Here is a 26,163-nt window from a genome sequence, read left to right on the forward strand (position 1 = left end):
AGTCAATTTAATTTTTATTTAATATAGGCTTAATATAATCTACTTATACTAATTATCTATTTTTTTATTTTATTAAAAATTTATTACTAATTTTAACATTAAGAGGTTAAGCATCGCTATGTTATCGATACAAAAAAGAATTAAGAAAAAGAATCACCGTTATGCATTGAGGAAAAAAGTAAATGGCTTGAAGAAAATCAGCAACGATAAAAAAATTTATGTTTGGCCAGAGGATGCGAAACAAAAAAATGATCATTTTAATGTTATTATGTTATTTCCTACCAAAGCTTAAATTGCAATCTTAGTTCGGATAAAATCTATCATCTCACGTTAAATTTCTTAAGCAAAAACAATTAATTTCATTGAGTATTTTTTGTGTAGCTAGGTTGGCGGCCAGCGCTCCACCGTAAGGATCATCATGCGGTGCGATTTGCATCACAATAAAATCCTGAGTCGCAATGACATGTCTGGATCGAGCATCAATGAGTTGCGCACGTATCGCGATGCGGAAACGACTGGGAAGGGTGATAAATTCTTGTTGAAAGCTGAGTAATTGCGTATTGAGTATCCAATCGTAATAAGTGGTGGACGGTGTATTAATAATTGCTTGAAAATAACCGGTATGTTGTAACGAGTTGATCAATAAAGCCTGTAACATTTGTGTGGGCATGTTGGCCCAGCGGTTTTGTGAAAAATATTGGATTTGATAACAGGCCGGAATATAAATCATACGTGGGCTATTATAAGCTGCATTCGCACGGGGTTGATTGACTAAAATAGTGCTACATCCTTGTTGAATGGAGCAATCCCAATCTGGATCAGGCATGGCTAAGGTAAAGTAATGCATCGGTGGTATTTTAACGGGTTCAAATATCGAACAGGCGGATAACAGCAGGAAACTTAACAAACAGACAGCCGCTTTATGGACGCTATTATTTTTACTGAAGCCAAGACAACGTAGAAAGTTAAACACGCTATTGTTCTCCTGGTCCTAAAGGGGGTGGTTTTTGTCCGCGAATTAATATACTAGGGTTTTGTCTTAGATTATCTGATAGTTCAAGCAAATTATCGGTCATGATACTTAAATTATTTAATACTTGATTGGTAGAAGGAAGTGTTTGTTGGGTTAATGTATTCATTAAAGATGGAAATGAACGGGTTGAACGAGCCGTATTGATTAAAATAGTATCGAGACGTTTACTTTGAGCGGCTAAATGATGACTGGTTATGGATAAATTATTTAAAATCTTTCTAAATAAAATGGGGTTTTCGCCACCTAATACGTCATTAATATCCTGTGTAATTTGTTTCATATTATTATTTAAATTGCGCAATGTCGTATCTAAACGCAAAAACAAGGAAGGAGTACTTTTAATAATAGGATATTTTTCACCGGGAAGCAGTGGAATACGATTGACGTTAGAGTCACTACCTTGTAACGCGAGATAGGTGATACCCGTCAAACCTTGACTATTTAAGGTAGCTGTCGTTCCTTCAGTAATGGGTGTATGCTCTTCTATTTGTAGCACCAAGCGAACTTGTTCTGGATTTTTATGACTTAAAAAAATTTTCTTAACCGTACCAACATTAACACCATTATATTTAACGGGAGAATTAACGCCTAAGCCGGCTACGGATTCATTCATGATGACCATAAAATTTTTATAGCGCTTTGTGGATAATCCAGCCGATAACCACGTAATGAAAATAATGAGGGCGATGGTTAAAATAAGAACAAAAGCACCGACTAAGGTATAATTGACTTTAGATTCCATGATTTCCCTCGTAAAGATGTTGCGTAGTGCGTCCCCGTGGCCCTTGAAAATAAGCGCTTATAGCAGCTTGCTTGGATTGTGTTAGTTGTGCCATGGGTGCAAATTCTAAAACGCGTCCTGCACTTAAAAAAGCAACTTTATCGGTAATTTGCCATAAGGTATCCAAATCATGTGTGACCATGACGATGGTTAATCCTAAAATACTGCGTAAATTTAAAACAAGTGCATCAAATTCTTCGGCACCTTGTGGATCGAGGCCTGATGTGGGTTCATCCAGTAACAGTAATTCAGGATCCATCACCAAAGCTCGTGCGAGAGCGGCTCGCTTAAGCATCCCGCCACTGAGTTCAGAGGGATATTTTGTGACGGATTCTATCGGCAAGCCCACCGCTAATAATTTAATTAAAGCGAGTTCTTTGATAGTCGTTTTGTCCAATTGAGTATGTTCTTGTAGAGGAAAAGCAATATTTTCAATCACGTTAAGCGATGTAAAGAGTGCAGATTGTTGAAATAAGACTCCCCAACGACATTGTAATTTGAGCAACTCAGTTGAGGAAAGTTTGCTTAAATTTTTACCAAATACGGTGATGTTTCCCGAAGTCGGTGTCAGTAATGCTAAAATTTCGCGCAACAAGGTCGATTTACCAGAACCACTACCCCCGACAATGGCAATGATTTCTCCACGTTGCACTTGTAAATTAATGCCACAGTGGATCCATTGGCCAGCGAGGTATAGTTTAACATTTTCAACTTTTATAACCGGGTCAGACGACTGCATAATCTGAGTATAGCGCGATTTTGACTACCTGAGACTTCACATGAGAAAATAACGAGGATTAGATATTTAGCTTGCTAAATAAAATTGAAAAGAGTGCATCGGCGACAATAATAAAAAAGATGCCTTGTACCACGCTGCGTGTGGTTTGTTTGCCAACACTATCAGCACTGCCACTGACACGCAAACCTTGGAAACAAGCAGTGCTGGCAATAATCAGCGCAAATATGGGTGCTTTACCGATGCCAATAATGAGCGAAGAAAGTGAAACAACTTTTGGAAAGCGTTGTAAGAAATCAGTATAACTAATATTTAGCATATTATGTGTCATCGCCATCCCACCGAGTAGACCAAAAATATCTGCCCAAATCGTGAGTAAGGGTAAAGCAATCAATAAGCCCCAAATACGTGGTAAAATTAACAATTGACTCGGTAAAACACCCATCGTGTTTAAAGCATCAATTTCTTCTTTAATCTTCATCATACCCAGTTGAGCCGTAAATGACGATCCACTACGACCGGCTATCATGATCGCCGTCAACAATGGCGCAAATTCACGTAGTATGGCCAATCCTAATAAATCAATGATAAACATGGTCGCGCCAAAATTTTTTAATTGAAACCCCATTTGATAGGTTAAGACAATACCAATCATAAAAGATAATAAGGCAATAATGGCTAAGGCATCTAAGCCGGTATTTTCAATGATACCTAGGATGGCATGACCACGAAGTTGACGCGGATGCCAAATAGTATGCCAGGCGCTAAAAAAGTTTTTCCCAATAAAACGTAAAAAAGATTTAAATTCCTGCCATGATTCGACTGTTTTTTTACCGAGTAAGGCTAAACCGGTATAAGTTTTTACACTGGGTAGCGGTTTTATTTGTTTGGCTGTCTGTTCTATCATCCCAAACAGTGCGTTGTGTTTGGGATTCAAACCGATGAGTTGGACTTCTCTTTTTTTAGCCAGTTGTTTTTTCCATTGATAAAGTTGCCAAGCACCACTGCTATCCATACGTGTGATGGATTTAGTATTTAAAATGAGTGGGGATGCTGTGTTGTGGTTCAGCTTTTTAAAAGATTGATCTAAGCTTTTTTTATGAATACCGTTTAAGGTCCAGGAACCGAAACAGTCGATCTGATTTTTTTGCTGTGCTGAGATGGCAATAGAAGCATTAACTGATTTCGACATGAAGCATAACCTAAGATAATAACTTAAACTTTACCAGCAAATATCGAGAAGCATACTCACAGCCATTGAGTTTTTGGCAAGTGCCGCGAAGAGGATTGCAAGTTGAGCGACAACACACAGACAAAAATTCAAGTACGAAGCGTATCACGCACAAAAAAATATCCCTTCACTGAAGAAGGGATACCTAAATTTGCCCGGCGCCTTTTTTATTAAAAAGGTTTTGAAGTATGCCAATAAATAGTTGGGCCTCGGTTAGGAATTAATTTATTGGTAGCGAGATTATGGTATTCGCTGCAAACATAACGATATTGACATGATGCAATATTTGTACATGCATGTGGTGAAACGTTTAGTCTGGTTAATAACTGCCGTATACATGCGCAATCATAATATGAACCAGAGCAAAAACCAGCCTTTTTTACTAAGTGAGCATTAAATGCACAAGCACTTTGTCCTGGATGGGCATTAGCCACATTGATGCTACTTAATAAACCCATGCAAATAGCTGAAGCCATTAGTAATAATTTTTTCATACTATCCCCTTAGGTTATATAGTGTAAAACCTTATAGCGCCCGCTATAGTGGTCTACTCATTTTTAGAATAGCTTATGAATCATTAAGATTCAATTTTCCAAGCTTTATATAACGCGCTATCCAGCACTCGACTTCGTGATGAGCTTTAGGTATAAAGTGGTCATATGAAGACCTCTTTATTCAATAGATTGACCTTAATTGTCGAACGTTACGAAGAATTAACTGCCTTGTTGGGTGATATGGACGTGATTAAGGATCAAAATCATTTCCGTGACTTATCTAAGGAGTATGTTCAGTTAGGCTCTGTCGTACAATGTTTTCAGCAATATCGGACTAACTTAGATATCCTAAATCAAGCCGAGCAATGTTTGCATGATAAGGATACGGTAGTGCGAGAGCTTGCCGCAGAAGAAATTAAAATTGCACAACAAAAACAACAAGAGTTAGAAAAAGAATTAGAACACTTATTATTGCCGCAAGATCCTAATGATCAACGGAATGTTTTTTTAGAAATTCGTGCAGCTGCTGGAGGCGACGAAGCGGCTATTTTTTCCGGTGATTTATTTCGGATGTATTCGCGTTACGCCGAAAATCAAGGTTGGACAATGGAAATTATTCATATGAATCCTAGCGAACAAGGAGGTTATAAAGAAATTATTGCACGTATCGCTGGAACGGCTGTTTATGCGCATTTGAAATTTGAATCCGGCGCGCATCGTGTGCAACGCGTGCCTAAAACCGAAGCACAGGGGCGTGTGCATACATCGACTTGTACAGTGGCGATACTACCGGAAATCGAATCGGTGGATGATGTCACCATCAACCCTGTAGATTTAAAAATTGATACCTTTCGTGCCTCAGGTGCAGGAGGACAACATGTACAAAAAACCGATTCTGCCATCCGTATTACCCATTTACCCTCTGGCTTAGTGGTTGAATGTCAAGATGAACGTTCACAACATAAAAATCGTGCTCGGGCTATGTCATTACTACAAGCTAAATTATTAACCGCTCAGAAAGCAAAGCAACAACGCGAGGAAGCAGAAACCCGTCGCGATCTTGTTGGTACTGGGGATCGTTCAGAGCGTATCCGGACCTATAATTTTCCTCAAGGTCGTTTAACCGATCACCGAATTAATCTAACGCTGTATCAATTATCTGATATCATGGAAGGCCATTTAGAGCCGGTTATTCAATCCTTGACGCGTGAATATCAAGCGGATGAATTAGCTGCCTTAGGTGATTAGACGTAAAACTTAATCGTTTTTCATGTGGAGGGAAGATCAATGTTTCGATCGATGGCTATTGCATTGTTTATTCTGTTATTACTCATTATTGGCGGTCACATCGCACTGACTTTATTTACCGGTGCTGTAATGATTAGTTTTAGCGTCTGGGGGTTTTTGGTTGCTTCAGTATTCTTTTTTTCGTTAAGTATTTTACTCTTATTTATTTTAACCTGGGCTGGAGCATTGATAATTGGTGCTATTGCGGTTATTTGGACGATTGTTGCTATTATTTTATTTCCGATTTTATTGCCGATTTTATTGCCGTTGTTAATTATCTTATTTTTTGTCTCCTATATTCGACGTAAGCAAAATCCTAAAGAATTTTAAGCGAGAGACTCTTCGCACTTGAATTTTTACCTGTGCTGCTGCGTGATTTGCAATCCTCTTCACGGCATTTGGGCACTTACCAAAAGACCAATTGCTGTGAGTATAATGACTTCTAACAGGCGCCTCTTATGTTGTTAGTTTCCTATTGGCGTTGGGCAATCAAAGAGTTAAATCGAACCAGTCCCAGCGCCTATTTAGACACAGAATTGTTATTTGCTCATGTTTTAGGACTAACACGGGCTCAATTACATAGCCAACTTCCCGATAGATTACTGACATTATCTCAGCAAAAAAGAATAAAACAATTGATTGCCCGTCGACAATCTGGAGAACCGATAGCCTATTTACTGGGTCGGCAGGAGTTTTGGTCGCTGTCTTTTGAAGTAACTCCTGAGGTACTGATACCTAGGCCAGAAACGGAATTATTAGTGCAAAAGATACTAGATGATTTTAGTACTGAGCAACGAAACATAGTGGATTTGGGAACCGGCTCGGCAGCCATTGCGGTCGCATTAGCATTGGCTAGACCTACATGGCAATTTATTGCAACGGATTATTCACCAGGTGCTTTACAGATTGCCGAACGCAATATCCGCCGTTATCACATACAAACGATAGAACTACGCCAGGGTGATTGGTGCCAGGCATTATTAGTCGGTGAAAAATTTGATATTATTCTCAGTAATCCACCTTATCTTACTCTCGATGATCCACACTTTCAAACGGAATGTGCTTTGGCTTACGAACCGAAAAATGCTTTAATTTCAGGGGAAAAAGGCTTGAAGGATTTAGAAATTATTATTCTACAAGCGCGTGAACATCTTCATCAAGGGGGTATTTTATTTTTAGAGCATGGCTATCAGCAGGCAGCTTTTGTTGAGGAATTTTTTTTAAAATATGGTTACCAGGAGATAAAAAATTACAAAGATTTAGCAGGTCATCAACGAGTTAGTAGTGGAAAATGGAATTAATTGAAAATATGATCTATAAATCATTAATAAAAAGAAGCACATTAATAAAAAGAAGAGACATGGCCCTGTACTTTGAAATAATTGCCATGTCGAATTATTTTTGGTATAGATGTGTTTGGTTTATGTGTGTGTGCCAATTCCGGCAAATGTTAAATTCTCAAGAGGAGAACTTTTTATGCCAGTAAAAAGAAAATCTGCAGCTCCAAAGCGACGTAAAAAACGCTCTACGGTTGCAAAGTCCACACCTACACGTAAAAGAAAAACGATAAAACGAAGAAAGAAAAAAGTGGGGATGACTGCTAAACCACGTCGTCGTAGAAAAACCACGGCTAAAAAAGTGACGCGCAAACCACGTCGCAGAAAAGCGGCAACACGTAAGAAGCCAGCGACTCGCCGTAAGACTGCTACGCGCAGAAAGACTAAAAAAAAAGTAGTTAGTCGGGTAAAAAAAAAGCCTAGTAAAAGCAAAGCCTCAAAAAAAACGTCGACGTCTTCCCGTGTTACCAGAAGTAGAAAGCCTATAGCTAAAAAAAAATCAACAAAAGTAGCGAAGGCAAAAGTTATCCGAGCTCCTTCTAAAAAAAAACAACAGCAAGCAAAGTCTGATTCCCAGGCGCTACCTGCGGTAAAACAACAATCATCAATAGAAACTAAAATGGCAGAACATAAAAAACCTAAAAAAGAATCTAAAAAACAACGTTCTTTACCAGAAACAAGGCTAGAATTGACTTCTATTAATTCGGAAATCGATTTAAATATAGCGCCTTATAAGGAACGTCCTGGGGAAGACTATATGAGCTCGAGCCAGCAGGCGTATTTTCGCCGTTTATTATTACAGCGAAAACGCGTATTGTTGGAAGATATGGGTCGAACCGTGCATCATCTACAAGATGAGGGTACTTCTTTGCCCGATATTAGTGATCGTGCCACGCAGGAAGAGGAATTTAATTTAGAACTTCGTGCACGTGACCGTGAACGTAAACTTATTAAGAAAATTGAGGATGCTTTACAGCAACTTGATGAAGGTCATTATGGCTTCTGTAATTCGTGTGGCGTTGAAATTGGAATTCGCCGCTTAGAAGCACGTCCTACCGCCAGTCTTTGTATTGATTGTAAAACTTTGGATGAGATTCGAGAAAAACAAACCGGTGGTTGAAACTATTGGGTCAAAAAATGCGAATTTTTCAAATAATGCTGAAAGAACCTTGCATGGCTGAAGCTAACCCAGCGTGTGCGCAGCCATTCAAGGAAAAAGTGACGACGCTTTCCTTGAAAATCCCCACCGCTACAAAAGAAAAACACAACTATTATTCAAGGCGCGGAACTTGTTCGTCCTTGCTGGGGTTTATTTTCAATGCAAAACGCATTAGTATCACTTTATAAATCCTCCTTAATTTTATTAACGGATTTTTACCAGTTGACCATGGCCTATGGTTATTGGAAGGCGGGTATTCACGAACGTGAAACGGTTTTTTACCATAACTTTCGACAAGCACCGTTTAATGGCAGATACACGATTTGTGCAGGCTTAGGTACATTAATTGACTACTTGCTTAATTTTCAATTTACTAAAGACGATATCGATTATTTAGCTGGATTGACTGATACGCAGGGGAAAGTATTATTTCCTACCGATTTTTTAAATTATTTACAACGTTTACGTTTTGCTTGTGACATCGATGCAATAGAGGAAGGCACTGTAGTTTTCCCGCAAGAACCTTTAGTTCGTGTTAAAGGGCCGTTATTACAATGTCAGTTACTTGAAAGTATTTTACTGAATATTATTAACTTTCAAAGTCTCATTGCCACGAGTGCCGCACGTTTATTACAAGCAAGCCGCGGCGAACCGATATTCGAATTCGGTTTACGTCGTGCACAAGGTTTCGATGGTGCGTTGATGGCTAGTCGAGCTGCTTATATTGGTGGTTGTTCTGCTACCTCTAATGTATTAGCTGGAAAATTATTAGGCATTCCAGTGCGTGGGACACATGCACATAGTTGGGTATTATGTTTTGAGAATGAATTAGCAGCGTTTCGTGCTTATGCGCAAACCTTTCCCGACCGCTGTATTTTTTTAGTGGATACCTATAACACAATTAAAGGAGTAAAAAATGCCATCAAGATCGCCGAAGAATTAAAACCGGAAGGATTTAAATTAGCCGGCATACGTTTAGACTCAGGTGATTTAGCTTATTTAAGTCAACAAGCACGCAAACTTTTAGATGCTGCAGGCTATCATGATGCGCTGATAGTGGGTAGTAATGATTTGAATCCTTTAGTGATTACCAGTTTAAAAGAACAAGGTGCAAGTATTAACGTTTGGGGAGTGGGCACACATTTAATTACTGCTTACGAACAGCCCGCACTCGAAGGTGTTTATAAATTAAGTGCAATTAAGTCTGCGCAAGGTGTATGGGAAAATAAAGTTAAATTATCCGAACAAACCATAAAAATTTCTACTCCTGGGATTTTATCAGTGCGGCGTTATTATGCGGATAAAGTGGATGGTTCGGCGATGGCGGATGCCATTTATGAGGAACGATTAGGGATTTCAGAAGATAATATTACTATTATTGACCCTATCGATCCGACGAAACGGCGCTCTATTTCCGCAGCAGCACCACACCGTGATTTATTAACGCCTATTTTTAGACGAGGAAAATTAGTTTACAAAGTACCTTCGTTAAAATCCAGTCAAGAAAAAACTCATCAGGAGTTACAACAATTTCATGAAAGTATTCGTCGATTGCTAAATCCTCATACTTATCCAGTGGGTTTAGAAGAGAAGCTGTATCATTTAAAGTTACAACTTATTTTAAAAGCAAAAACTTCTATTGATTCTTAAACTTTGAATTTATATTAATTAAATTTTTTAGTAAAAATAATTTTTTTTAAAAATGACAGGGAGCTCATATCGCAAAAGCCTCTTTCCTGCATTATCAAAAGAGTTTAAAATGAAAAATGCTAGATACTTTTTTTAAAGTAGCTAGCTTAATTAAATATAACAATTTTCTTTGCCCCAGGAATCTAACTTTTATGAAAAAAGCTTTGATCTTAGTAGATTTACAAAATGATTTTATGCCTGGAGGGTCCTTAGCAGTAGATAATGCTGACGAAGTTATTCCAGTGGCTAACCGAGTTCAGCAGTATTTTAAATATATTATTGCAACGCAAGATTGGCACCCAAAAGATCATACCTGTTTTGCAACGAATCATAAGGGACGTTTTCCAGGCGAGTTTATTCAGCAAGCAGGTTTGTCACAAATATTATGGCCTGTACATTGTGTACAAAATACCAAAGGGGCTGAATTTGTTAAAAATCTTAAATTGGATCATATTATTAAAGTCGTTCGCAAAGGCAGTGATCCAAAAATTGATAGTTATAGCGGTTTTTTTGACAATGGTCATCAAAAAGAAACTGGTTTGGCTGAGTTTCTTAAAGAATTACAGATTACCGAAGTGTATATTATGGGAGTAGCAACCGATTATTGTGTTAAATATACGGTGTTAGATGCCTGTAAATTAGGCTTTAAAACTTATTTGATTGAAGATGGATGTCGTGCTGTGAATGTTAATCCAGAAGATGGACGTTTGGCAATTTCCGAAATGAAAACCGTCGGCGTAAAAATAATTCAAAGTGATGAAGTTGAATAAGTCACTTATGAAAGTAGCGTGCGGAAAATAAAACAAAAGACACCGATTATTTAGGAACGTTGGATCGGAAAGCTAAGCACCTCTGATATCTCATCTACTTTTTCCATGAGCATTAATAGACGATCAATGCCTAAAGCAACTCCAGAACAATCAGGAAGTCCGTGTGTCAAAGCCGCTAACAAATATTGATCGAGAGGTATTTGTGGGGAGTGATTTTTAGCACGGGTGCAGAGGTCATTTTGAAAACGTAGTTTTTGTTCGTTCGCATCATTTAATTCATGAAAGCCATTGGCAAGTTCTATACCCTTTAGATAAACCTCAAAACGTTCCGCCACAGGGGTTGTTTCGTGGCGTATTTTGGCTAAAGCGGCTAAACCAACAGGAAAATCATAAATAAAAATTAATTGTTTAGGTAATTGTGGTTCAATGACATGAGACATTAAAAAGTTTAAATAATCTTCAACCGTGTTTAAATTTAAATTTTCGGTTGTTAAACCTAAATGAGCAGCGAGTTGTTTTGAATTTTTAAGCGATAGTAGGTGCGGATTGATCTTCAAATAACGTTGAAAAATTTCTGCATAACTAAAACGTTGCGCCGACTCGCAAACTAACAATCGTTTTAATAAGGTTTCTACTTCATCCATTAATTGATGATGATTATAGCCAGGACGATACCATTCTAATAAGCTAAATTCAGGATTGTGATAACGTCCCGATTCTCCTTGGTTACGAAATGCTTTAGAAATCTGATAAATGGGACCTGATCCCACGGCTAATAAACGTTTCATTGCAAACTCAGGCGAAGTTTGTAGATAAAGCGTTTGTTGATGGTCAGGATGATCTAAACAATATTGCGTTTGAAAACTATGCAAATGTGGATCTGTCACTGTGGCATGGGAAAGTACTGGAGTTTCTACTTCTAGAACCTCACGTTCGACAAAAAACTCACGAATAGCTTCTAAAAGTTTTGCGCGACAACGCAGCATGGATAACGTAGCAGTGGGTTGCCAGACGTTTTTTTTAAATTTCGTCATGGTGTTCGGCTATTTCTGTCCTGAGAATTAACCGTTTATAAACCCGTTCACTGATGAGGCCGGCGTTAAATTTGCGTTTAGCGTCAACAGACATCGGTTGACCATATTTTTTTAATACGAGACGGGTATGGGCACTGATATTTTCTAGTTTAGAGTCTAATAAAATATCTCGTAATTTTTCATCAAAAACTAAAAATTCACGTAAAGCAATACGTTGTCCATCGGTGCTAGGGACCAGCTGTTGCCAAATGACTACGCGTATGGTCTCGATAATATCGATCATTCTCGTTTTAGCTTCTTCAGCAGGAAAAGAGTTGACTAATCGTCTTAAAGTTTCAGCCACTCCATTACTATGCAGTGTGGTATAGACGGGATGCCCGGTTAAAGCCGCTTCAATAGAAGCGCCAATAGTTTCTGGGTCGCGCGATTCGCCGACTAAGATTAACCGCGGTTTACGTCGCAAGGCATTACGTACGCCGGCTGCGAAGCTGGGGAGATGTCTAGGTATCTCGGATTGACTGATGATGGAACTAGGCATAGCAATCGAGTCGTAAACAAATTCTATAGGGGCTTCATAAGTAAGGATTTTACGATGTGAATCTTCTTTTTCAGCCAGATCGCGAATGATAGCGGCTAACAACGTGGTTTTGCCAGAACCGGTTGCACCGGTGACATAGACGATACCTTGTGCTGGCGCTAAAGCGTCGATTAATGGAGTTTCTAGATTCAGATCGGACATTTTCGGTGGTGTACTCGGAATGGTACGAAAACTGATTTGGATCGCGTCATGACCTTCTACTAAGCAACCTGTGGCATTGACACGAAATCGATAACGCTCGTTACGATTAGGCCGAAATTCATAGTGTGTATCGATATCAACGCCACTTAAAATTTGTGCGCTACCATTCGGGCCATAGATAAGATTGAGTGTTTCTGAGACTTCAGTGTTGGATAATTTACGTTGGGTAATACGTAATAATCGACCGTAACTTTCAGCAAAGACTGGTTCACCGGTCTGTAGTGTAATATCTGAAGCGCCCACTTTTTGGCAATGGATTAGTAGCCGGGTTAAACAAGCCGCGGTGAAACGTACCGGTTCATCGGGAAGTAGATGGGCTGTCATCGTGTGTCACGATGGATTTCCATCGACTTGGATTAACTTGTAATTTTGGAAATGAAGTGATACGCAATATTTGATCGTTAATATGCAAATCAGAACTATCGCCGGTAACACCTAAATCGGTATGGGCAACAAAAGGTTTACTGACCATTCCTTTTAGTAATAAATTCCGATATAAAGCCATACCGGTGTAATCACGGGTTAAACGCGCTAAATTATCATTAAAAATAGCATTGGCTTGATTAATACCATCTTGCCAGCCTAATGTGGCATATTTTTTCCAAACGAGACGTTCTTCAGGTGTTTTCGGTAAAAAAGCAGGTAAAGGTAATTCGGGGTGTTGATAATCCATCCAGAGATAGTTACGCCATTGTGGTGGCGCGGTAGTGAAGTGTGCTTGGCTGATAATTTGATAAGTGCGATCGTCGATACGTAAGGTTTGTCCATCGGTGAGATTCAGCGAATTATTTCCCTGGACTAATACAGGAGGAATGACATTGTGGTCGAGTAAGATGAGATTAAAATTAAAAATACGATCTAATTGTGACGAATTTTTAGTTAACACGTGATTAATATGCTCAGATCGCCAAGCCAAACCGGCTTGAGCACCGATACTCATCGCAATATCTTGGAGTGCTTGTGAGTGTAAAGCGGTCATTTGTTTTTTGGCAGTCGTGACCTGTGCATGTAAATCCTGTAGTTGTGTTAAATTATCTAAACTACCTACGGTTTTATAATTAGATTGTGTGGTGCTGCAGGCCGTGAGCAGTGCACACAGACTTAAGCCTGTTACTAACGGGAGTGTATTTTTTCGGTAACCTGTAATTTTTTTTAGGTTAAATGATAGGCGTAAATATTTATGCAATAAATTTTCGACGCATTTAACATTAATTTTTAGCATAACGTAATTCAATGGTCTTAATGCCCGGATAAACAAAGATATTGGCTTTTTCTCCTGCTTGTAGATTGGCATTGCGAATGATATAGTTTAGGGGTGTATTTTGTGAGGAAATCGTTACTAAAACTGGAACTGCTGGGCATTTTCCTATGACTTCTAAATGGAAGTGAGCAAGTTTGGCGATACGCTGCAATAGTGGTTCAATCGGACCTGACCAATCAACCGAAGCGATCGTTTTTTCTAAGCCTGAAGAGCTAGGATAGGGTAGTGGTTTGCTAATAGGAGGGCTAGAGGCTTTCTCCAGTTCTTTTAATTCATTTAATGATTGACTAACGGAACGCGCTGCCTCGGCTAGTTTAATCGAGGCGTCGTCTGAACCCGTATTGATAGTGGGAGTTATGGAGTTAGGTAAGTTTTGTGAAGCACACCCCGATAGTAGACTCACAAAAAGCGCCACTGTTATTTTTTTCATGCTTATCTTATTGTAGATAAAATTGTGTAACTTACTTCTGCATTGAAACAAGAAGGAAATATAATGTCAAGCCATGGTTTTAGGGGTTCAGTTTAATTAAGGCATATTGCACTTGGCCTGCCGTTTTACAGTGTTGAATTTGCCAATTTTCTGGAAGCGTCAGATTTTTGAGACTGGCTTCGGCTTCAATATAAATTTTACTTTCCGGTGCCAAAAGCGTTTCTTTAACCAACCAGAAGCAGGCTGAGCCGATCAAATTTTGATGGAAAGGCGGATCCAGAAAGATGATATTAAATAAAGGTTTTTTTGGTTTAAAGAGTTGCGTTGCTACAAAAGGAAATTGTCCCTGATACACTTTGGCACGGTTTTCAGCGGCGAGCTGTTTGAGCTGTGTTTTTAAATAGGAAACTAATACAGTGGATTGTTCTATAAAAGTAACGGATTGAGCATATCGGGAGAGTGCTTCAAAACCTAAGGCACCGCTACCGGCGAATAAATCTAAGCAATGGGCATTAGCAATGTCAGGAGCTAACCAATTAAATAAAGTTTCTCGGATGCGATTGGGAGTAGGGCGTAAGTCGGGTATCGCTGGAAAATGAAGTTTTCTTCCGCGCCATTGTCCGCCGATGATTCTGACTTCATTCTTTTTCATAGAACAGACGTCTCTAGAGCTATTGAGTGTTATTATTCTTAAATAGAGTTTTAAGAATAATGTGACATGATTCGGTTAATAACGGATTGCGTTTAATTAGAAAAGTCATTTATTATAAGCGTTTTCAGTTACACTGCATAGATTATGTTTAAATTTTTAAAACGCAAAGAATCTCAACCCGACTTCTCTGATGAGGAGAGAGTGATTAGCAGTAAACCTCGTTTTTTTAATCGAATAAAAAATAGTTTACAAAAAACTCGTCATCAATTAACTGAAAGTCTTGCTCGCTTAGTATTAGGTAAAAAAAAGGTTGATGCCGAATTAATTGAGGAAGTTGAAGAGTTACTTTTAACAGCCGATGTCGGTCCCACAGTGACTGAAGAAATTATCCAGTGCTTAAGCACAAAATTAGCACGCAATCAATTAGCGGATGGGCTAGCGGTATGGGAGATATTAAAACAACAATTAGGCGAATTATTACAACCGTGTGAATCTGCGTTAGTGATTAATTCTGAGCATAAACCGACTGTTATTTTAGTGGTTGGCGTTAATGGTGTCGGTAAAACGACAAGTATTGGTAAGCTAGCTCATTACTTGCAGAAGCAAGGTAAACAGGTGATGTTAGCTGCAGGTGATACCTTTCGAGCAGCGGCTACTGAACAATTAACGATTTGGGCTGAACGTAACCATATTCCCATCGTCGCCCAACATCAGGGTGCTGATAGTGCTTCAGTCATTTATGACGCTTTTCAAGCCGCTAAAGTGAGAAACATCGATGTCTTGATTGCAGATACGGCGGGTCGTTTACATAGTAAAAATAATTTAATGCAAGAATTACAAAAAGTAAAAAAGGTTATTAGTAAATTGGATGCGACAGCCCCCCATGAAATTATGTTAATCCTGGATGCAGGCACAGGCCAGAATGCGTTACTGCAAGCGGAAGCTTTTAACAAAGCGATAGCTTTAACCAGTTTGATGCTGACTAAATTAGATGGGACTGCAAAAGGAGGGGTGATTTTTGCCATCGCCAAAAAATTAGCGTTGCCGATACGCTTTGTAGGTTTGGGTGAAGGTATCGAAGATCTACAGGTTTTTTCAGCACAGGAATTTGTTCGTGCATTATTTTCTATAGAAAATAACGAAGTTTTACACTAAAAAATGGCTTAAAAACTTTGCTAAACGGGAATAATTTCTTTACTATTCGGTAGCGGACTACAAATGGAATACAAATAATAATAAGATTCAAAAAGTTAATTGAAAGAGGAAAAATGACTGACACAAACGTTTTTAGAAAATATATGTGCCTACTTTGTGGTTATGTTTACGATGAGGAGCTAGGCTGGGAAGAAGACGGGATTCCGCCGGGGACTCGTTGGGAAGATGTCCCTTTAACCTGGCGTTGCCCTGAGTGTGGTGCCATGAAAGAAGATTTTGAAATGGTAGAATTATAAACTAAAAGGATGTACCTCAGCGACAATGACGATAGCAATGAGCAACAAGGTTGGAAACTCATTCAGCCAGCGATAAAATAGGCTGGAATGTCGGTTGTTATCCTCCTTAAAATCATGTAAACATTTTCCACAATAGAGATGAAATAGGATTAATATAGCCACTAATCCTAATTTTAGATGCATCCAAGTGGCAGCCGCATAGTAGTTGGCAGCCAAGCTAAACAAGATAAAACCAAAAAGGAGGGTTAATAAAGCGGCCGGTGCCATAATGTAATAATAAAGGCGATGTTCCATGAGCTTAAAGCGTTCAATACTGATTTTATCTTTAGCGTCGGCATGATAGACAAATAAGCGTGGTAAATAAAATAAACCTGCAAACCAAGCGACCATTGCAATAATGTGAAATGCTTTAATCCAGGGCATAGGTGGCTCCAAGTGCTGATAATACTTTTAATTTTAATTAATAAAATAGCCTTGCTATGAATTATGACGTAATTATTCCGACAATCAAAGATTATTTACTCGCTTTGCAGGCTAAGATTTGTTTAAGTTTAGAGAACGAAGAGCAAGAAGAAAAATTTTTAATCGATGATTGGGTGCGTAGTGAAGGCGGCGGTGGAAAAACCTGTATTTTGACCGGTGCACTAATAGAACGGGGTGCAGTTAATTTTTCTCATGTTTTTGGTGGAGCTTTACCACCCAGTGCCAGTCAGCGACATCCTTCTTTAACGGCAGCAGCGTTTCAAGCAACCGGTATTTCCTTAGTGATCCATCCGCGCAATCCCTATGTGCCCACGGTGCATATGAATTTGCGCTTTATTGCCGTGTTAGGCACTGATCAACAAGTGGCACAATGGTGGTTTGGTGGTGGCTTTGATTTAACACCTTATTATCCTTTTTTAGAAGATTGTCGGCATTGGCATCTAATCGCTAAACAAAGTTGCGACCCCTTCGGCATTGAACTTTATCCGCGTTATAAAAAAAATTGTGATGAATATTTTTATTTAAAGCATCGGCAAGAGGCGCGCGGTATCGGTGGACTTTTTTTTGATGATTTAAATCACTGGGAATTTAATCGATGCTTTGAATTGATTCAAAGCGTGGGTAATCATTTTTTAAAAGCTTATTTACCTATATTACAACGACGTAAAGATTATGCTTATGGCCAGCGCGAACGTCAATTTCAAGCCTATCGACGGAGTCGCTATGTTGAATTTAATTTGATTTATGATCGCGGTACATTGTTTGGCTTGCAAAGTGGTGGGCGAGTTGAATCGATATTAACCTCACTGCCGCCACAAGCGAATTGGCACTATAATTGGCAACCGGAACCAGGCTCTCAAGAAGCAGAATTAACCGAAAATTTTTTAATTGCTAGAGATTGGTTAGCTTAGTTTTATTGCGAGATAGATTAGGCAAAAACTGAAGTGCGAAGAGTATGACTAAGCTAAGGGATCTAATTTTTTCTTCTTAGCGGATGCATGGCGTGCACGCATTTCAACGTCGATATATTGATCGGTAATTGCGCTAGAGCTATGGCCGGCATCATCCCTGACATGTTCACGGGGCCGATGCTTGACATCCTCGGAAATTCCCGTGTGTCGCAACCAATGTACGGTAGCGGTTTTTAATTCTATTGCCTCGTCTTTAAGTCCATCCTTAACCATACGAGTAAAAGCCGCATCAAAACAAGCTTGGACGATACAACGAATTTGTCGAGTACTTTGAATAGCCGTTTGGCCATTAATTTTTCTAATTAAAGGCGTGGTTTCACCGCGGCTAGGTAAACTCATTAGTCCTAAACTTTTGCGGTACTGCTTTAATGCATTTAACATATCATCACTGACACTAATTAAACGTTCTTTATTTCCCTTCCCCACCGTTAAAAACCACCAGTTGCTATCGGCATCTTTTTGAAAATGACCCATCTGTGGTTCCCAACGCGGGCTCGCGGCAAGTTCAGAAATTCGTAGATACATCCCATATAATGCCTTCATAATGAATAAGGTTCTATTATGCAAGGCAGGTTTCTGTTCGAAGAGGATTTCTGCCGTTTCTATGACATACGACCATTGTAACTCACTTAAGCGACGCACTTGATGATTACTTTTTTGTTGCCGTATGAATTTACTTTTTTGTCGAATTTGTGCTACAGGATTGAAATGAATATAGTCTTCTTGAATCAAATAGTTATAAAAGCTTCCACACACCGCAAAAATTGCTTGTAATGCTTTTTGTGATAGGGCATATTTTTTTATATCCGGCAGGATGCCTTGTTGACTAGCCATTTTATTAATCGTCGCGACAAAAGGCCGCCAATGGGGATGGGGTTTTCTCTTTCCCTGATGCGTGAAATAGCGCGCAACGGTTTTAACACCAATCCAGTGTTTAGGGGGTTGCTGGCAAAATTCTATGAAGGCTTCAAAGTCATCGCGGCGCAATCCTTTGATCGACTTTCCTAAAACGAACCAACTCCACTGTAATAAACGTTCAATTTCGCGCCGATACGCATTAAATGTAGCCTCGCTGCCCCGATAACTATACAGAAACTGTAAGGCTTGAGAATAATCTTGGCTGGCATAAGGCTTAGGGTGGGTTGTGTCTGAAATGGGTTGCAGTTTTTTTTTGGGATCGATAAATTTTAAACTATCAAATAATGGAATCGGAGAAATGAGTGACATAATCAAGTACCTTAGTAAAACTCTCGTTAGTTTAACAAGCTTTTATGAAAAAATAGGGAATAAATAAAAAAAATAATATTTGACAAGAAATTTTCAAAAAAGTTTAGTATAATTCCGGCCTTCCTAGTTAGGGGGTAAATAAACTTAATGCCCAGGATTGTTTCTAGCATAAAGAAACACATCACTACAACTGAGTTTTGGCGGGCCTTGTCGTTCGTCTTGAAGCGCCTAGAAAGTATCGCAAAATACCTCACTAAACTTCCTCTACCTTTTACCTTTAGCCTTTATATCTTACACCTGCTAAGAGCAGCTTTAAGGATATATAGTTATTTTTATAAAATTAAAAATAAAAACTTAGGTGATACGTGTAAGCTATTATTTGCTGTATTTAAAGTATCGATAGCTATTATCGCATTAGTTTTACTCGGATGTGGTTTTGCTTCACTGCCTTCGATTTTGTTAGCCTCGTTTTTTGCTTACAGTATTTTAAAGCTTATTCATAGCGCGATAGTTTTGTTAGCCAGCACTATCGCCTATCTAAAAATCGATAAACAGAGTATCGGACAGCGATGGAGGCGAGCACACTATCGCGATAACATGACCAAACATGTCGGTATGTTAGGCGCAGGCCTATTGTTTGTGTTATTTACCTGCCTGTTCAACGTTGGAACGAGTATTTTAATCTGGTCTAACCCGTTATTACTGTTGGCGGATACGGTAATTGGTGTGGGATTGCTCGTAGCTGTATTTTATTTAGGCTATAAAATTGGCAAAAATAAACACCTCGCAAGCGAAAATCTAGTTTTCATGTCGGATCAGGCTGCGAAAATAAAGAAATTTTTATTGTTGTTCGGTTTAGCTATCGTCGCTTTGCTATTAACTGCCGCTACGCCTAGTCTCGGAGTTTCTGCTATCACGATCGCGTTGGTATTACTTTGTTCACAAGATATCGTATTGACTGTTTATTATTATTTTAATGGGGTTTATATACCGGATCCTGAACCCGCTAATCTTAATGAAGAGCCATTAAATACCTACATCGGCCAAACCAACCGAGATTATTATCACACTTTTTCCCCCATATTATATTTACAGACACAAGTTTCAGAGAAGCTGCAGCAGATTAAAGAGGTTAATAAAGCCAATAAAAAACTGATTTTAAAAGTAACATTGGTTAAATTACTGCAATTAGAAAATAAATTAGCAAAAATTACAAAATTAAGCGCATTCAGTCGATTTTTTTCTTCACAAAAAAAACTAAATGTCAAAAAAGAATATTTACTCCGTGAGTTAACTTGGGCTTTAAATACCGATGATCAAGAAGTTTTAATCGATCTTTTTATCCTAGCCATTATCGATTTGGCTGAAAATAAAAGAACCGTGTTTTTAAAAAATAATCTATGTGAATTACTGGATTTATTGGATAGAGGTAATCTCGATTATCACCTACTACAAAAAAATAGCTTGGCCCAATTATTTTTTTTAGCGAGGCAGGGTGAATGTACCCAACAAACAGAAATCGTTAAACCTCAAGCGTTTTATCAATCTTTTTGGAAAAAAGTCGGGGCCTGTGATGCCTTATCACAGGCATTTCGAGCATCACGAAACATAGAGGAACAGATAAGCGTATCCAACCTACCTCTGGTGGCTTATTTAAACTAATGAGTCAAAAATAATGACTAGGTGGTGTTAAGGATAGTAAAAGGAAACTTAATTATAATGAGCGGCTTGATGCCATCAGGCATGCAATTAAGAAACATGTCATAGAGTATAGACTATGCTTTACGTGCTTAACGATTGGTTTCTTTTAGAGGTAGAGAAGTATATTAATCAGCTTCAAGCCTTATTGGCATTAAGTGAGCTGTGGTGCTTAATCCGCCAATTTTTAGACCAGTTACAGCAACTGTACCTCTCTATTACTTCCATTCCTCTTTGGCGTCTAATCTTTCTGGTGCTGAAACGCTTAATAGGTGTTATCAAGGCCGGGTTAAAGTATTTTTTAATTGATTTACCTATTCCTGCGCTGGAGTTTTTCTATGTTCTACATCTTGCTAGGGCATTTTTAACGCTGATTAATTTTTTTAAAGATACGGATAATAAAAATTTAGTTGAAAGAACTAAATTTTTATATGCTTGCTTTAAGATCCTTATTTCGTGTTTGATGTTTAGTTTTCTGATTTTACTATTCGTCTATGGTATGGCACCTTTGGGAGTAGTCGCTTATGCGCATCTCAAAAACTTATTTCGTGTTTATACGTTTTCAAAATTTGGCATTAGCTTGCTGACCTTAGGATTTAGTTACTATAGGGCTAAATCCTATCGTGACGACGCAGCGCATGCTTGGTTACAAGCGAATTATCAAGCCAATATTCAAAAACATACTCATATTTTAGTGCTAGGTATATCAATAGCGGTGTTATTGACGCTAGTGAGCGTATGTGGCTTCGGCTTGGGGCCAATAGGATTGGCGGTGGTTATCGTGTTAGCGGGTTTGCTGCTGATAATAGATATCGCCAAAGCGATTTATTTTTATAAGAATGGTTGTGATGTTCCAGAGCCTCAAATAGGTAGTTTGCCGCAGCATAATTCACTACTCGATTTTTCTAAGAGTGATTATTATTATAGAAAGTGTCGAGTTGGCAGATTAAAGATAATAGATGACGCTGAAGAAAGTTCTGAAGCAAATCGAGTTTATCTATTAAAAGAAATAGTGCTTAAAATTATTCAGTTGGAAGCTAAATTAAAAAATTCTTCTTCTAGAATAAGATTTTTTTCAGAAAAACAAAAAATACAGGAGAAAATAGAAGGTTTAAAACAAGAAGGAAGTTTGCTTTTAAAAGGTGATGATGAAGAAAATAAATTATTACCTAGTAAGATTATTAAGGCTTTAAATGAAGATTATCAACAATTAAAGCCAAATGATAAAACTTTAATCCCTAAAAAAGATCTTGAAAATTTAATGATTAGTAATGCAATAGCTATCTTAAATGATCTCCATGCACGAGGTGTTATCAGAGAAGAAAAGAAGGTAGAGTATTCACAACCGTTTCGGCAATCGTTTTTTAGAAAAAAAGGGGATTGTGAAGATATTAGAGACGCCTGTCAGGAGCTGTTAAAGCAACAAAAGCCTAACTATGACATAATCACATTGCGGCCTAGTATGGCAACAGGGCGAATACATGCTAGAATAGGCTAAATTTTAACCAGAGTTACACTTATGCCCCTATCACTGTTACTTATTCTCATTATACCTATAGCAATCTTGTTATTGAAGAGCTTTTTCACCGTTAGTCAACAATCGGTTGATGTGATTGAACGTTTTGGAAAATATACGCGTTGTGCACATGCAGGCTTAAATTTCAAAATTCCGTTCATCGAACGGATTGCCGGCGCTATTTCACTGCGGATCTATCCATTGGAGGTCACCTTAGATACCAAAACTCAAGATAATGTGATCGTTAAAATCCAGGTTTCCGTCCAATATCGGATTAAAGAAGACCGTGTTTATGATGCTTTCTATAAATTAGAAAATGCGAGAGAACAAATCACAGCTTACGTTTTGGATTTGGTCCGTGCTGAAGTACCGACCATGAGTTTAGATGCGGTCTTTGAAAAGAAAGACAGTATTGCAAACGCGGTAAAAAGTGAGTTGACAGGGACCATGCAAGAATTTGGTTATGAGATAGTGAAAGCTTTAGTGACCAATATTGATCCCGATGAGAAAGTAAAACATGCCATGAATGAAATCAATGAGCAGCAACGTTTACAAGTAGCGGCGCAAGCCAAAGGGGAAGCAGAAAAAATTCTAAAAGTAAAACAAGCAGAGGCAGAAGCAGAAAGTAAGCGCTTGCAAGGTGAGGGTATTGCTAACCAACGTAAAGCCATCATTTGTGGGTTACAACAATCAGTAGGTGAATTTCAAAAGGCGATTCCTGGCGTAACAGCGGCGGATACTATGAATTTAGCCTTGATTACACAATATTTTGATACTCTGAAAGAAATTGGTGCCAATAGTAAAAGCACAACTATCTTATTACCGCACTCTCCTGGCGGTTTAAAAGACATTGCCGCGCAACTCCAAGAAAGTATTATTACTGGGAATTTAGTTGCAAATTCAGAGCAGGCAGAATAATTTAAATTTTAAGTTTGTGCGGAATTTCGGCCGACTTGCTGGATGAAATAACGATGTAAATAATTATCTTGACTCAGCTCAGGATGAAAGCTAGTAGCGATGATATTTTTTTCATGTACAGCAACAATCTGATCTTGGTATTTGGCTAATACTTTAATGTGGGTGTTGTCATCTAGCAAGGTGAGTTTAGGAGCGCGGATAAAAACCATTTCCATCGCTCGATCGCTTATAATACAATGTCCACTTACCACTTGCGAAGCGAGTTGTCTGCCGTAAGCATTTCGTGTCGCACAGATATTCAGACGTCCCAAGCTTTCTTGTATGGGTGATAATACCGATTTGGCGAGTAGTATGGCTCCCGCACAGGTCCCTAAGATGGGTTTATCATAATCGATCAGACTCGCCCAAAGTTGTTGTTGCTTAAGTAACTTAATTAATACCGAACTTTCTCCACCCGGTATAATTAATGCGTCGCTGGCGGTCAATGTGCGGCGATCACGTACCCATGAGCAAAACACACCCAGCTTATTTAAACAGCGGATATGTGCTTGATATCCACCTTGTAAGGCTAAAACTCCAATATTCATATTTTCATATTAATTAATTGGGATTCTTCAGACTTTAAATTAAACCCACTCATCCCTTCTGCCAAATCATTCGAAACATTGAGTAAAATTTCCGGATTATCAAAATGGGTAGTGGCTTGTACGATAGCAGAGGCACGTTTTTCAGGATCAGCCGATTTAAAAATTCCTGAACCGACAAAGACGCTTTCTGCACCGAGTTGGCGTAATAAAGCTGCATCTGCAGGTGTCGCAACACCTCCCGCAGAAAAATGTGGGACGGGTAATTTACCTTGTTCAGCAACCCAAAGTACTAATTCTAAAGGAGCATTTAAGTTTTTTGCTTTGGCGTAAAGTTCTTCTTTTTTTAAAATCGACAGTTGTTTAATTTCGCGTGTGATAGCTCGCATATGACGCACAGCTTCGAGAATATTTCCAGAACCTGCTTCGCCTTTAGTACGTATCATAGCAGCACCTTCGGCAATGCGTCTTAACGCTTCGCTAAGATTGCGACAACCACAGACAAAGGGGACTTCAAATGCTTCTTTATCAATATGACATTCATCATCGGCTATGCTTAATACTTCACTTTCGTCGATAAAATCAACACCCAATGATTGTAATAGTTGCGCTTCAACAAAATGACCAATACGCACTTTGGCCATCACCGGTATCGAGACGGCTTGCATGATATCGTGAATTATTTTAGGTGAGGCCATACGTGCGATACCACCCATTTTACGAATGTCTGCGGGTACACGTTCTAAAGCCATTACTGAACAAGCGCCTGCTGCTTCGGCGACTTTTGCTTGTTCAACGTTAGTGACATCCATAATGACGCCACCCTTTAGCATTTCAGCCAGGCCGATTTTGATGCGCTGGGAATCATCAAGAAAATTCATAGTGTTATCACCACAATAAGAGTTTTATTCTGTTCGTACAGAAATAGCCTGGCTATTGTACAATAAATCTCAGTAATGCGTCATTTTTGCATAATTTATTTATTTCAGACGTTTTTTGAATCAAATTAGTTTCACGATTCCTGGCCTTTAGCATTCGAAAAGGCGAGCATTACGTTTTTAGCGGTCTTAGAAAATAAACATAGAGTGATTTAGTCGGTCGTTTTTCTTTTTCGGCCGGTATAACTTTTTTGATAATTAACACGTGACTTTGGTTTTCTAGGCGCTGAATTTTGATGAGTATAAGAAAACTGTCTGGGTCGGTCTGCCGTGGTGAGTTCGGCGGGGGCTTTTGCTTTCGCTTTATAATCAAATTCAGGGATAATGCATTCTTCTAAACGTTTCTTCAGTAAATACTCAATGGAACGGATTTGACGTCTATCGCCGTTGGTAATTAAACTAAAGGCTGCTCCTAATTTAGATGCGCGTCCAGTTCGCCCAATCCGATGCGTATAATCTATCGCTGTATTAGGCATATCAAAGTTAATCACATGGGATATATGATCGATATCAATTCCACGTGCCGCAATATCAGTGGCTACTAAGAATTTCAATTCACCATGGCGAAATTTACCGAGCGCAATTTTTCGTTTGCTTTGCGATAAATTACCCTGAAAGGAGGTCGCTTTATAACCGAGATGCCCAAGGTGTTCAGCCAAACGCTTGGCACGATGTTTGGTTCGAGTGAAAATGATGGCTGATTGAACCTTATTGTTTAGTAAAATGGTTTCCAATAAATCAGTTTTCAATGCTTCTGAAATTGGGAATAAGGTTTGTGTGACGGTATTGGCTGGAGCCGATTCACCAATTTTTATAGAAACAGGATTATTAAGTACTTTGTCTGCTAATAATCGGATATCTGCCGACATAGTGGCAGAAAAAAGTAAATTTTGGCGTTGTTTGGGTAAATATTTTAAAATATGATAAATAGGTTCTCGAAAGCCGAGATCAAACATATGATCAGCTTCATCTAAGACCAATATTTCAATGTGATGCAGGTTAGCCTGCTCGCGCTTACTTTTGCCTCCTTGGAGTAGGTCAAGCAAACGACCTGGACAGGCGACGACGATGTCGATACCACCGCGTAATGTTCGATATTGCTCAATGTAATTGACTTTACCACCGTAAATAGTGGCACAGCGTAAACCAGTTTTGGCACCGAGCTTATTGATAGAAACACAAATTTGGTCAGCTAATTCTCGCGTCGGTGCTAGGATAAGTGCCCGTAATTGACCTTTAGGTCCTGACATTAGGTGTTGCAGTAGGGGTAAAGCAAAAGCCGCGGTTTTACCAGTTCCGGTCTGAGCCAAACCAACAACATCTTGACCTTGTAAGATAGCGGGTATGGCTTTTGCTTGGATAGGTGTGGCTACTTGGTAACCCTCGGCTTGAATACCGGATAAAATTTGGCTGTTTAAGTTAAATTCTGTAAAGTTCACTAAAAAAGTTCCTGGCTGAGTGAGCCAAGTAACATCTTTAGCTCTAAAAGTGGGCTATTCTATCAGGCTTATTCGGCAAATGATAGGAAAATTGCACTAAAAATAGACGGTCTCTAGCGATTGCTAATCCGATAAAAATTCAAGGATCCGAGTTATCTGTTCTTTTGGATATCTGTAGCGGGCGAGAGTATGATTAACAGTCAGGGACTGACTTAGCTAATCGTTTGAATTTAGACTATTTTTTT

At 38.8% G+C, this 26,163-nt stretch carries 28 protein-coding genes; 13 read left to right on the plus strand and 15 right to left on the minus strand.

Annotated features, from left to right (window positions below; translation table 11 throughout):
* Positions 1-118: 118 nt before the first annotated feature.
* Positions 119-292, plus strand: coding sequence for a hypothetical protein (locus A1D18_RS06815; protein ID WP_171910799.1), 174 nt, complete (start codon positions 119-121; stop codon positions 290-292).
* Positions 293-325: 33 nt separating this feature from the next.
* Here the strand turns inward: A1D18_RS06815 and A1D18_RS00680 are convergent, their stop codons facing one another.
* The 5 genes from A1D18_RS00680 to A1D18_RS00700 form a co-directional block, all read right to left on the minus strand.
* The gene (locus A1D18_RS00680) at positions 326-973 is read right to left on the minus strand and encodes an ABC-type transport auxiliary lipoprotein family protein (RefSeq protein ID WP_071661898.1); all 648 of its coding nucleotides are present in this window, start codon (positions 971-973) and stop codon (positions 326-328) included.
* 1 nt (position 974) lies between these two features.
* Positions 975-1,775 (minus strand): MlaD family protein, encoded by an 801-nt coding sequence (locus tag A1D18_RS00685; protein ID WP_071661899.1) that lies wholly within the window; start codon positions 1,773-1,775, stop codon positions 975-977.
* The gene (locus A1D18_RS00690; protein ID WP_071661900.1) at positions 1,765-2,553 is read right to left on the minus strand and encodes an ABC transporter ATP-binding protein; all 789 of its coding nucleotides are present in this window, start codon (positions 2,551-2,553) and stop codon (positions 1,765-1,767) included. Before A1D18_RS00690 ends, A1D18_RS00685 begins: the two co-directional genes overlap by 11 nt.
* A 58-nt stretch (positions 2,554-2,611) precedes the next feature.
* Positions 2,612-3,742: an MlaE family ABC transporter permease gene (locus A1D18_RS00695; protein ID WP_071661901.1), complete on the minus strand. Its 1,131-nt coding sequence runs from the start codon at positions 3,740-3,742 to the stop codon at positions 2,612-2,614.
* Positions 3,743-3,951: 209 nt separating this feature from the next.
* Positions 3,952-4,275 carry a hypothetical protein gene (locus A1D18_RS00700; protein WP_071661902.1) on the minus strand — a complete coding sequence of 108 codons (324 nt, stop codon included), beginning with the start codon at positions 4,273-4,275 and terminating at the stop codon, positions 3,952-3,954.
* 165 nt (positions 4,276-4,440) lie between these two features.
* Here A1D18_RS00700 and prfA point away from each other — a divergent pair, with 165 nt between their 5' ends.
* From prfA to pncA, 6 genes are all read left to right on the plus strand, one after another.
* Complete coding sequence (prfA, locus tag A1D18_RS00705; protein WP_071661903.1) at positions 4,441-5,523, plus strand: peptide chain release factor 1; 1,083 nt, start codon at positions 4,441-4,443, stop codon at positions 5,521-5,523.
* A 39-nt stretch (positions 5,524-5,562) separates the two neighbouring features.
* The gene (locus tag A1D18_RS00710) at positions 5,563-5,892 is read left to right on the plus strand and encodes a hypothetical protein (protein ID WP_071661904.1); all 330 of its coding nucleotides are present in this window, start codon (positions 5,563-5,565) and stop codon (positions 5,890-5,892) included.
* 128 nt (positions 5,893-6,020) lie between these two features.
* Positions 6,021-6,863: a peptide chain release factor N(5)-glutamine methyltransferase gene (prmC, locus tag A1D18_RS00715; protein ID WP_071661905.1), complete on the plus strand. Its 843-nt coding sequence runs from the start codon at positions 6,021-6,023 to the stop codon at positions 6,861-6,863.
* A gap of 655 nt (positions 6,864-7,518) precedes the next feature.
* Positions 7,519-8,019, plus strand: coding sequence for an RNA polymerase-binding protein DksA (gene dksA / locus A1D18_RS06905; protein WP_084028680.1), 501 nt, complete (start codon positions 7,519-7,521; stop codon positions 8,017-8,019).
* A 198-nt stretch (positions 8,020-8,217) separates the two neighbouring features.
* Positions 8,218-9,708, plus strand: a complete 1,491-nt coding sequence (locus A1D18_RS00725; protein ID WP_071661906.1) for a nicotinate phosphoribosyltransferase — start codon at positions 8,218-8,220, stop codon at positions 9,706-9,708.
* 191 nt (positions 9,709-9,899) lie between these two features.
* Positions 9,900-10,517 (plus strand): bifunctional nicotinamidase/pyrazinamidase, encoded by a 618-nt coding sequence (pncA, locus tag A1D18_RS00730; RefSeq protein ID WP_071661907.1) that lies wholly within the window; start codon positions 9,900-9,902, stop codon positions 10,515-10,517.
* A gap of 50 nt (positions 10,518-10,567) precedes the next feature.
* Here the strand turns inward: pncA and epmA are convergent, their stop codons facing one another.
* The 5 genes from epmA to rsmD all read right to left on the minus strand — a co-directional run bounded on the left by epmA (position 10,568) and on the right by rsmD (position 14,693).
* Positions 10,568-11,551, minus strand: a complete 984-nt coding sequence (gene epmA / locus A1D18_RS00735; protein ID WP_071661908.1) for an elongation factor P--(R)-beta-lysine ligase — start codon at positions 11,549-11,551, stop codon at positions 10,568-10,570.
* A complete protein-coding gene (gene dotB, locus A1D18_RS00740) occupies positions 11,538-12,674 on the minus strand; it encodes a Dot/Icm type IV secretion system ATPase DotB (protein WP_071661909.1) in 1,137 nt (378 codons plus the stop codon). The genes epmA and dotB overlap by 14 nt, the downstream gene beginning before the upstream one ends.
* Positions 12,649-13,572: a type IV secretory system conjugative DNA transfer family protein gene (locus A1D18_RS00745; protein WP_084028677.1), complete on the minus strand. Its 924-nt coding sequence runs from the start codon at positions 13,570-13,572 to the stop codon at positions 12,649-12,651. The genes dotB and A1D18_RS00745 overlap by 26 nt, the downstream gene beginning before the upstream one ends.
* Complete coding sequence (gene dotD, locus A1D18_RS00750) at positions 13,559-14,041, minus strand: type IVB secretion system lipoprotein DotD (protein WP_071661910.1); 483 nt, start codon at positions 14,039-14,041, stop codon at positions 13,559-13,561. The genes A1D18_RS00745 and dotD overlap by 14 nt, the downstream gene beginning before the upstream one ends.
* A gap of 79 nt (positions 14,042-14,120) precedes the next feature.
* Entirely contained in the window at positions 14,121-14,693 is a 573-nt protein-coding gene (rsmD, locus tag A1D18_RS00755; RefSeq protein WP_071661911.1) for a 16S rRNA (guanine(966)-N(2))-methyltransferase RsmD, read from the minus strand.
* 144 nt (positions 14,694-14,837) lie between these two features.
* On the opposite strand from rsmD, the gene ftsY reads away from it, so the two are divergent.
* Entirely contained in the window at positions 14,838-15,848 is a 1,011-nt protein-coding gene (gene ftsY / locus A1D18_RS00760) for a signal recognition particle-docking protein FtsY (protein WP_084028678.1), read from the plus strand.
* Between the two features lie 113 nt (positions 15,849-15,961).
* Positions 15,962-16,144 (plus strand): rubredoxin, encoded by a 183-nt coding sequence (locus A1D18_RS00765; RefSeq protein ID WP_071661912.1) that lies wholly within the window; start codon positions 15,962-15,964, stop codon positions 16,142-16,144.
* On the opposite strand, the gene hemJ is transcribed toward A1D18_RS00765, so the two are convergent.
* Positions 16,139-16,567 carry a protoporphyrinogen oxidase HemJ gene (hemJ, locus tag A1D18_RS00770; RefSeq protein ID WP_071661913.1) on the minus strand — a complete coding sequence of 143 codons (429 nt, stop codon included), beginning with the start codon at positions 16,565-16,567 and terminating at the stop codon, positions 16,139-16,141. The two genes, A1D18_RS00765 and hemJ, sit on opposite strands and share 6 nt — an antisense overlap.
* Before the next feature lie 56 nt (positions 16,568-16,623).
* Between hemJ and hemF the strand changes: the two genes are divergently transcribed.
* Positions 16,624-17,538, plus strand: a complete 915-nt coding sequence (hemF, locus tag A1D18_RS00775) for an oxygen-dependent coproporphyrinogen oxidase (protein ID WP_071661914.1) — start codon at positions 16,624-16,626, stop codon at positions 17,536-17,538.
* Between the two features lie 48 nt (positions 17,539-17,586).
* Here hemF and A1D18_RS00780 read toward each other — a convergent pair whose 3' ends face one another.
* The gene (locus A1D18_RS00780; protein WP_071661915.1) at positions 17,587-18,825 is read right to left on the minus strand and encodes a tyrosine-type recombinase/integrase; all 1,239 of its coding nucleotides are present in this window, start codon (positions 18,823-18,825) and stop codon (positions 17,587-17,589) included.
* A gap of 147 nt (positions 18,826-18,972) precedes the next feature.
* On the opposite strand from A1D18_RS00780, the gene A1D18_RS00785 reads away from it, so the two are divergent.
* The 3 genes from A1D18_RS00785 to A1D18_RS00795 all read left to right on the plus strand — a co-directional run bounded on the left by A1D18_RS00785 (position 18,973) and on the right by A1D18_RS00795 (position 22,957).
* Positions 18,973-20,487: a hypothetical protein gene (locus A1D18_RS00785; RefSeq protein WP_071661916.1), complete on the plus strand. Its 1,515-nt coding sequence runs from the start codon at positions 18,973-18,975 to the stop codon at positions 20,485-20,487.
* Positions 20,488-20,602: 115 nt separating this feature from the next.
* The gene (locus A1D18_RS00790; protein WP_071661917.1) at positions 20,603-22,021 is read left to right on the plus strand and encodes a hypothetical protein; all 1,419 of its coding nucleotides are present in this window, start codon (positions 20,603-20,605) and stop codon (positions 22,019-22,021) included.
* 21 nt (positions 22,022-22,042) lie between these two features.
* Positions 22,043-22,957, plus strand: a complete 915-nt coding sequence (locus A1D18_RS00795) for an SPFH domain-containing protein (protein WP_071661918.1) — start codon at positions 22,043-22,045, stop codon at positions 22,955-22,957.
* A gap of 8 nt (positions 22,958-22,965) precedes the next feature.
* On the opposite strand, the gene pdxT is transcribed toward A1D18_RS00795, so the two are convergent.
* The 3 genes from pdxT to A1D18_RS00810 form a co-directional block, all read right to left on the minus strand.
* Positions 22,966-23,544, minus strand: coding sequence for a pyridoxal 5'-phosphate synthase glutaminase subunit PdxT (gene pdxT / locus A1D18_RS00800; protein ID WP_071661919.1), 579 nt, complete (start codon positions 23,542-23,544; stop codon positions 22,966-22,968).
* Positions 23,541-24,422 (minus strand): pyridoxal 5'-phosphate synthase lyase subunit PdxS, encoded by an 882-nt coding sequence (gene pdxS, locus A1D18_RS00805; protein WP_071661920.1) that lies wholly within the window; start codon positions 24,420-24,422, stop codon positions 23,541-23,543. The genes pdxT and pdxS overlap by 4 nt, the downstream gene beginning before the upstream one ends.
* Positions 24,423-24,631: 209 nt before the next feature.
* Entirely contained in the window at positions 24,632-25,918 is a 1,287-nt protein-coding gene (locus A1D18_RS00810) for a DEAD/DEAH box helicase (RefSeq protein WP_084028679.1), read from the minus strand.
* Positions 25,919-26,163: the final 245 nt, after the last annotated feature.

The sequence above is a fragment of the Candidatus Rickettsiella isopodorum genome (assembly GCF_001881495.1).
Taxonomy (GTDB): Bacteria; Pseudomonadota; Gammaproteobacteria; order Diplorickettsiales; family Diplorickettsiaceae; genus Aquirickettsiella; species Aquirickettsiella isopodorum.

What these genes read in the sequence shown, in the direction of transcription:
- A1D18_RS06815 (WP_171910799.1), top strand. Translation starts at nt 119, where the DNA reads ATGTTATCGATACAAAAAAGAATTAAGAAAAAGAATCACCGTTATGCA.
- A1D18_RS00685 (WP_071661899.1), bottom strand. Translation starts at nt 1,775, where the DNA reads ATGGAATCTAAAGTCAATTATACCTTAGTCGGTGCTTTTGTTCTTATT.
- A1D18_RS00690 (WP_071661900.1), bottom strand. Translation starts at nt 2,553, where the DNA reads ATGCAGTCGTCTGACCCGGTTATAAAAGTTGAAAATGTTAAACTATAC.
- A1D18_RS00695 (WP_071661901.1), bottom strand. Translation starts at nt 3,742, where the DNA reads ATGTCGAAATCAGTTAATGCTTCTATTGCCATCTCAGCACAGCAAAAA.
- A1D18_RS00700 (WP_071661902.1), bottom strand. Translation starts at nt 4,275, where the DNA reads ATGAAAAAATTATTACTAATGGCTTCAGCTATTTGCATGGGTTTATTA.
- prfA (WP_071661903.1), top strand. Translation starts at nt 4,441, where the DNA reads ATGAAGACCTCTTTATTCAATAGATTGACCTTAATTGTCGAACGTTAC.
- A1D18_RS00710 (WP_071661904.1), top strand. Translation starts at nt 5,563, where the DNA reads ATGTTTCGATCGATGGCTATTGCATTGTTTATTCTGTTATTACTCATT.
- prmC (WP_071661905.1), top strand. Translation starts at nt 6,021, where the DNA reads ATGTTGTTAGTTTCCTATTGGCGTTGGGCAATCAAAGAGTTAAATCGA.
- dksA (WP_084028680.1), top strand. Translation starts at nt 7,519, where the DNA reads ATGGCAGAACATAAAAAACCTAAAAAAGAATCTAAAAAACAACGTTCT.
- A1D18_RS00725 (WP_071661906.1), top strand. Translation starts at nt 8,218, where the DNA reads ATGCAAAACGCATTAGTATCACTTTATAAATCCTCCTTAATTTTATTA.
- pncA (WP_071661907.1), top strand. Translation starts at nt 9,900, where the DNA reads ATGAAAAAAGCTTTGATCTTAGTAGATTTACAAAATGATTTTATGCCT.
- epmA (WP_071661908.1), bottom strand. Translation starts at nt 11,551, where the DNA reads ATGACGAAATTTAAAAAAAACGTCTGGCAACCCACTGCTACGTTATCC.
- dotB (WP_071661909.1), bottom strand. Translation starts at nt 12,674, where the DNA reads ATGACAGCCCATCTACTTCCCGATGAACCGGTACGTTTCACCGCGGCT.
- A1D18_RS00745 (WP_084028677.1), bottom strand. Translation starts at nt 13,572, where the DNA reads ATGCTAAAAATTAATGTTAAATGCGTCGAAAATTTATTGCATAAATAT.
- dotD (WP_071661910.1), bottom strand. Translation starts at nt 14,041, where the DNA reads ATGAAAAAAATAACAGTGGCGCTTTTTGTGAGTCTACTATCGGGGTGT.
- rsmD (WP_071661911.1), bottom strand. Translation starts at nt 14,693, where the DNA reads ATGAAAAAGAATGAAGTCAGAATCATCGGCGGACAATGGCGCGGAAGA.
- ftsY (WP_084028678.1), top strand. Translation starts at nt 14,838, where the DNA reads ATGTTTAAATTTTTAAAACGCAAAGAATCTCAACCCGACTTCTCTGAT.
- A1D18_RS00765 (WP_071661912.1), top strand. Translation starts at nt 15,962, where the DNA reads ATGACTGACACAAACGTTTTTAGAAAATATATGTGCCTACTTTGTGGT.
- hemJ (WP_071661913.1), bottom strand. Translation starts at nt 16,567, where the DNA reads ATGCCCTGGATTAAAGCATTTCACATTATTGCAATGGTCGCTTGGTTT.
- hemF (WP_071661914.1), top strand. Translation starts at nt 16,624, where the DNA reads ATGAATTATGACGTAATTATTCCGACAATCAAAGATTATTTACTCGCT.
- A1D18_RS00780 (WP_071661915.1), bottom strand. Translation starts at nt 18,825, where the DNA reads ATGTCACTCATTTCTCCGATTCCATTATTTGATAGTTTAAAATTTATC.
- A1D18_RS00785 (WP_071661916.1), top strand. Translation starts at nt 18,973, where the DNA reads ATGCCCAGGATTGTTTCTAGCATAAAGAAACACATCACTACAACTGAG.
- A1D18_RS00790 (WP_071661917.1), top strand. Translation starts at nt 20,603, where the DNA reads ATGCTTTACGTGCTTAACGATTGGTTTCTTTTAGAGGTAGAGAAGTAT.
- A1D18_RS00795 (WP_071661918.1), top strand. Translation starts at nt 22,043, where the DNA reads ATGCCCCTATCACTGTTACTTATTCTCATTATACCTATAGCAATCTTG.
- pdxT (WP_071661919.1), bottom strand. Translation starts at nt 23,544, where the DNA reads ATGAATATTGGAGTTTTAGCCTTACAAGGTGGATATCAAGCACATATC.
- pdxS (WP_071661920.1), bottom strand. Translation starts at nt 24,422, where the DNA reads ATGAATTTTCTTGATGATTCCCAGCGCATCAAAATCGGCCTGGCTGAA.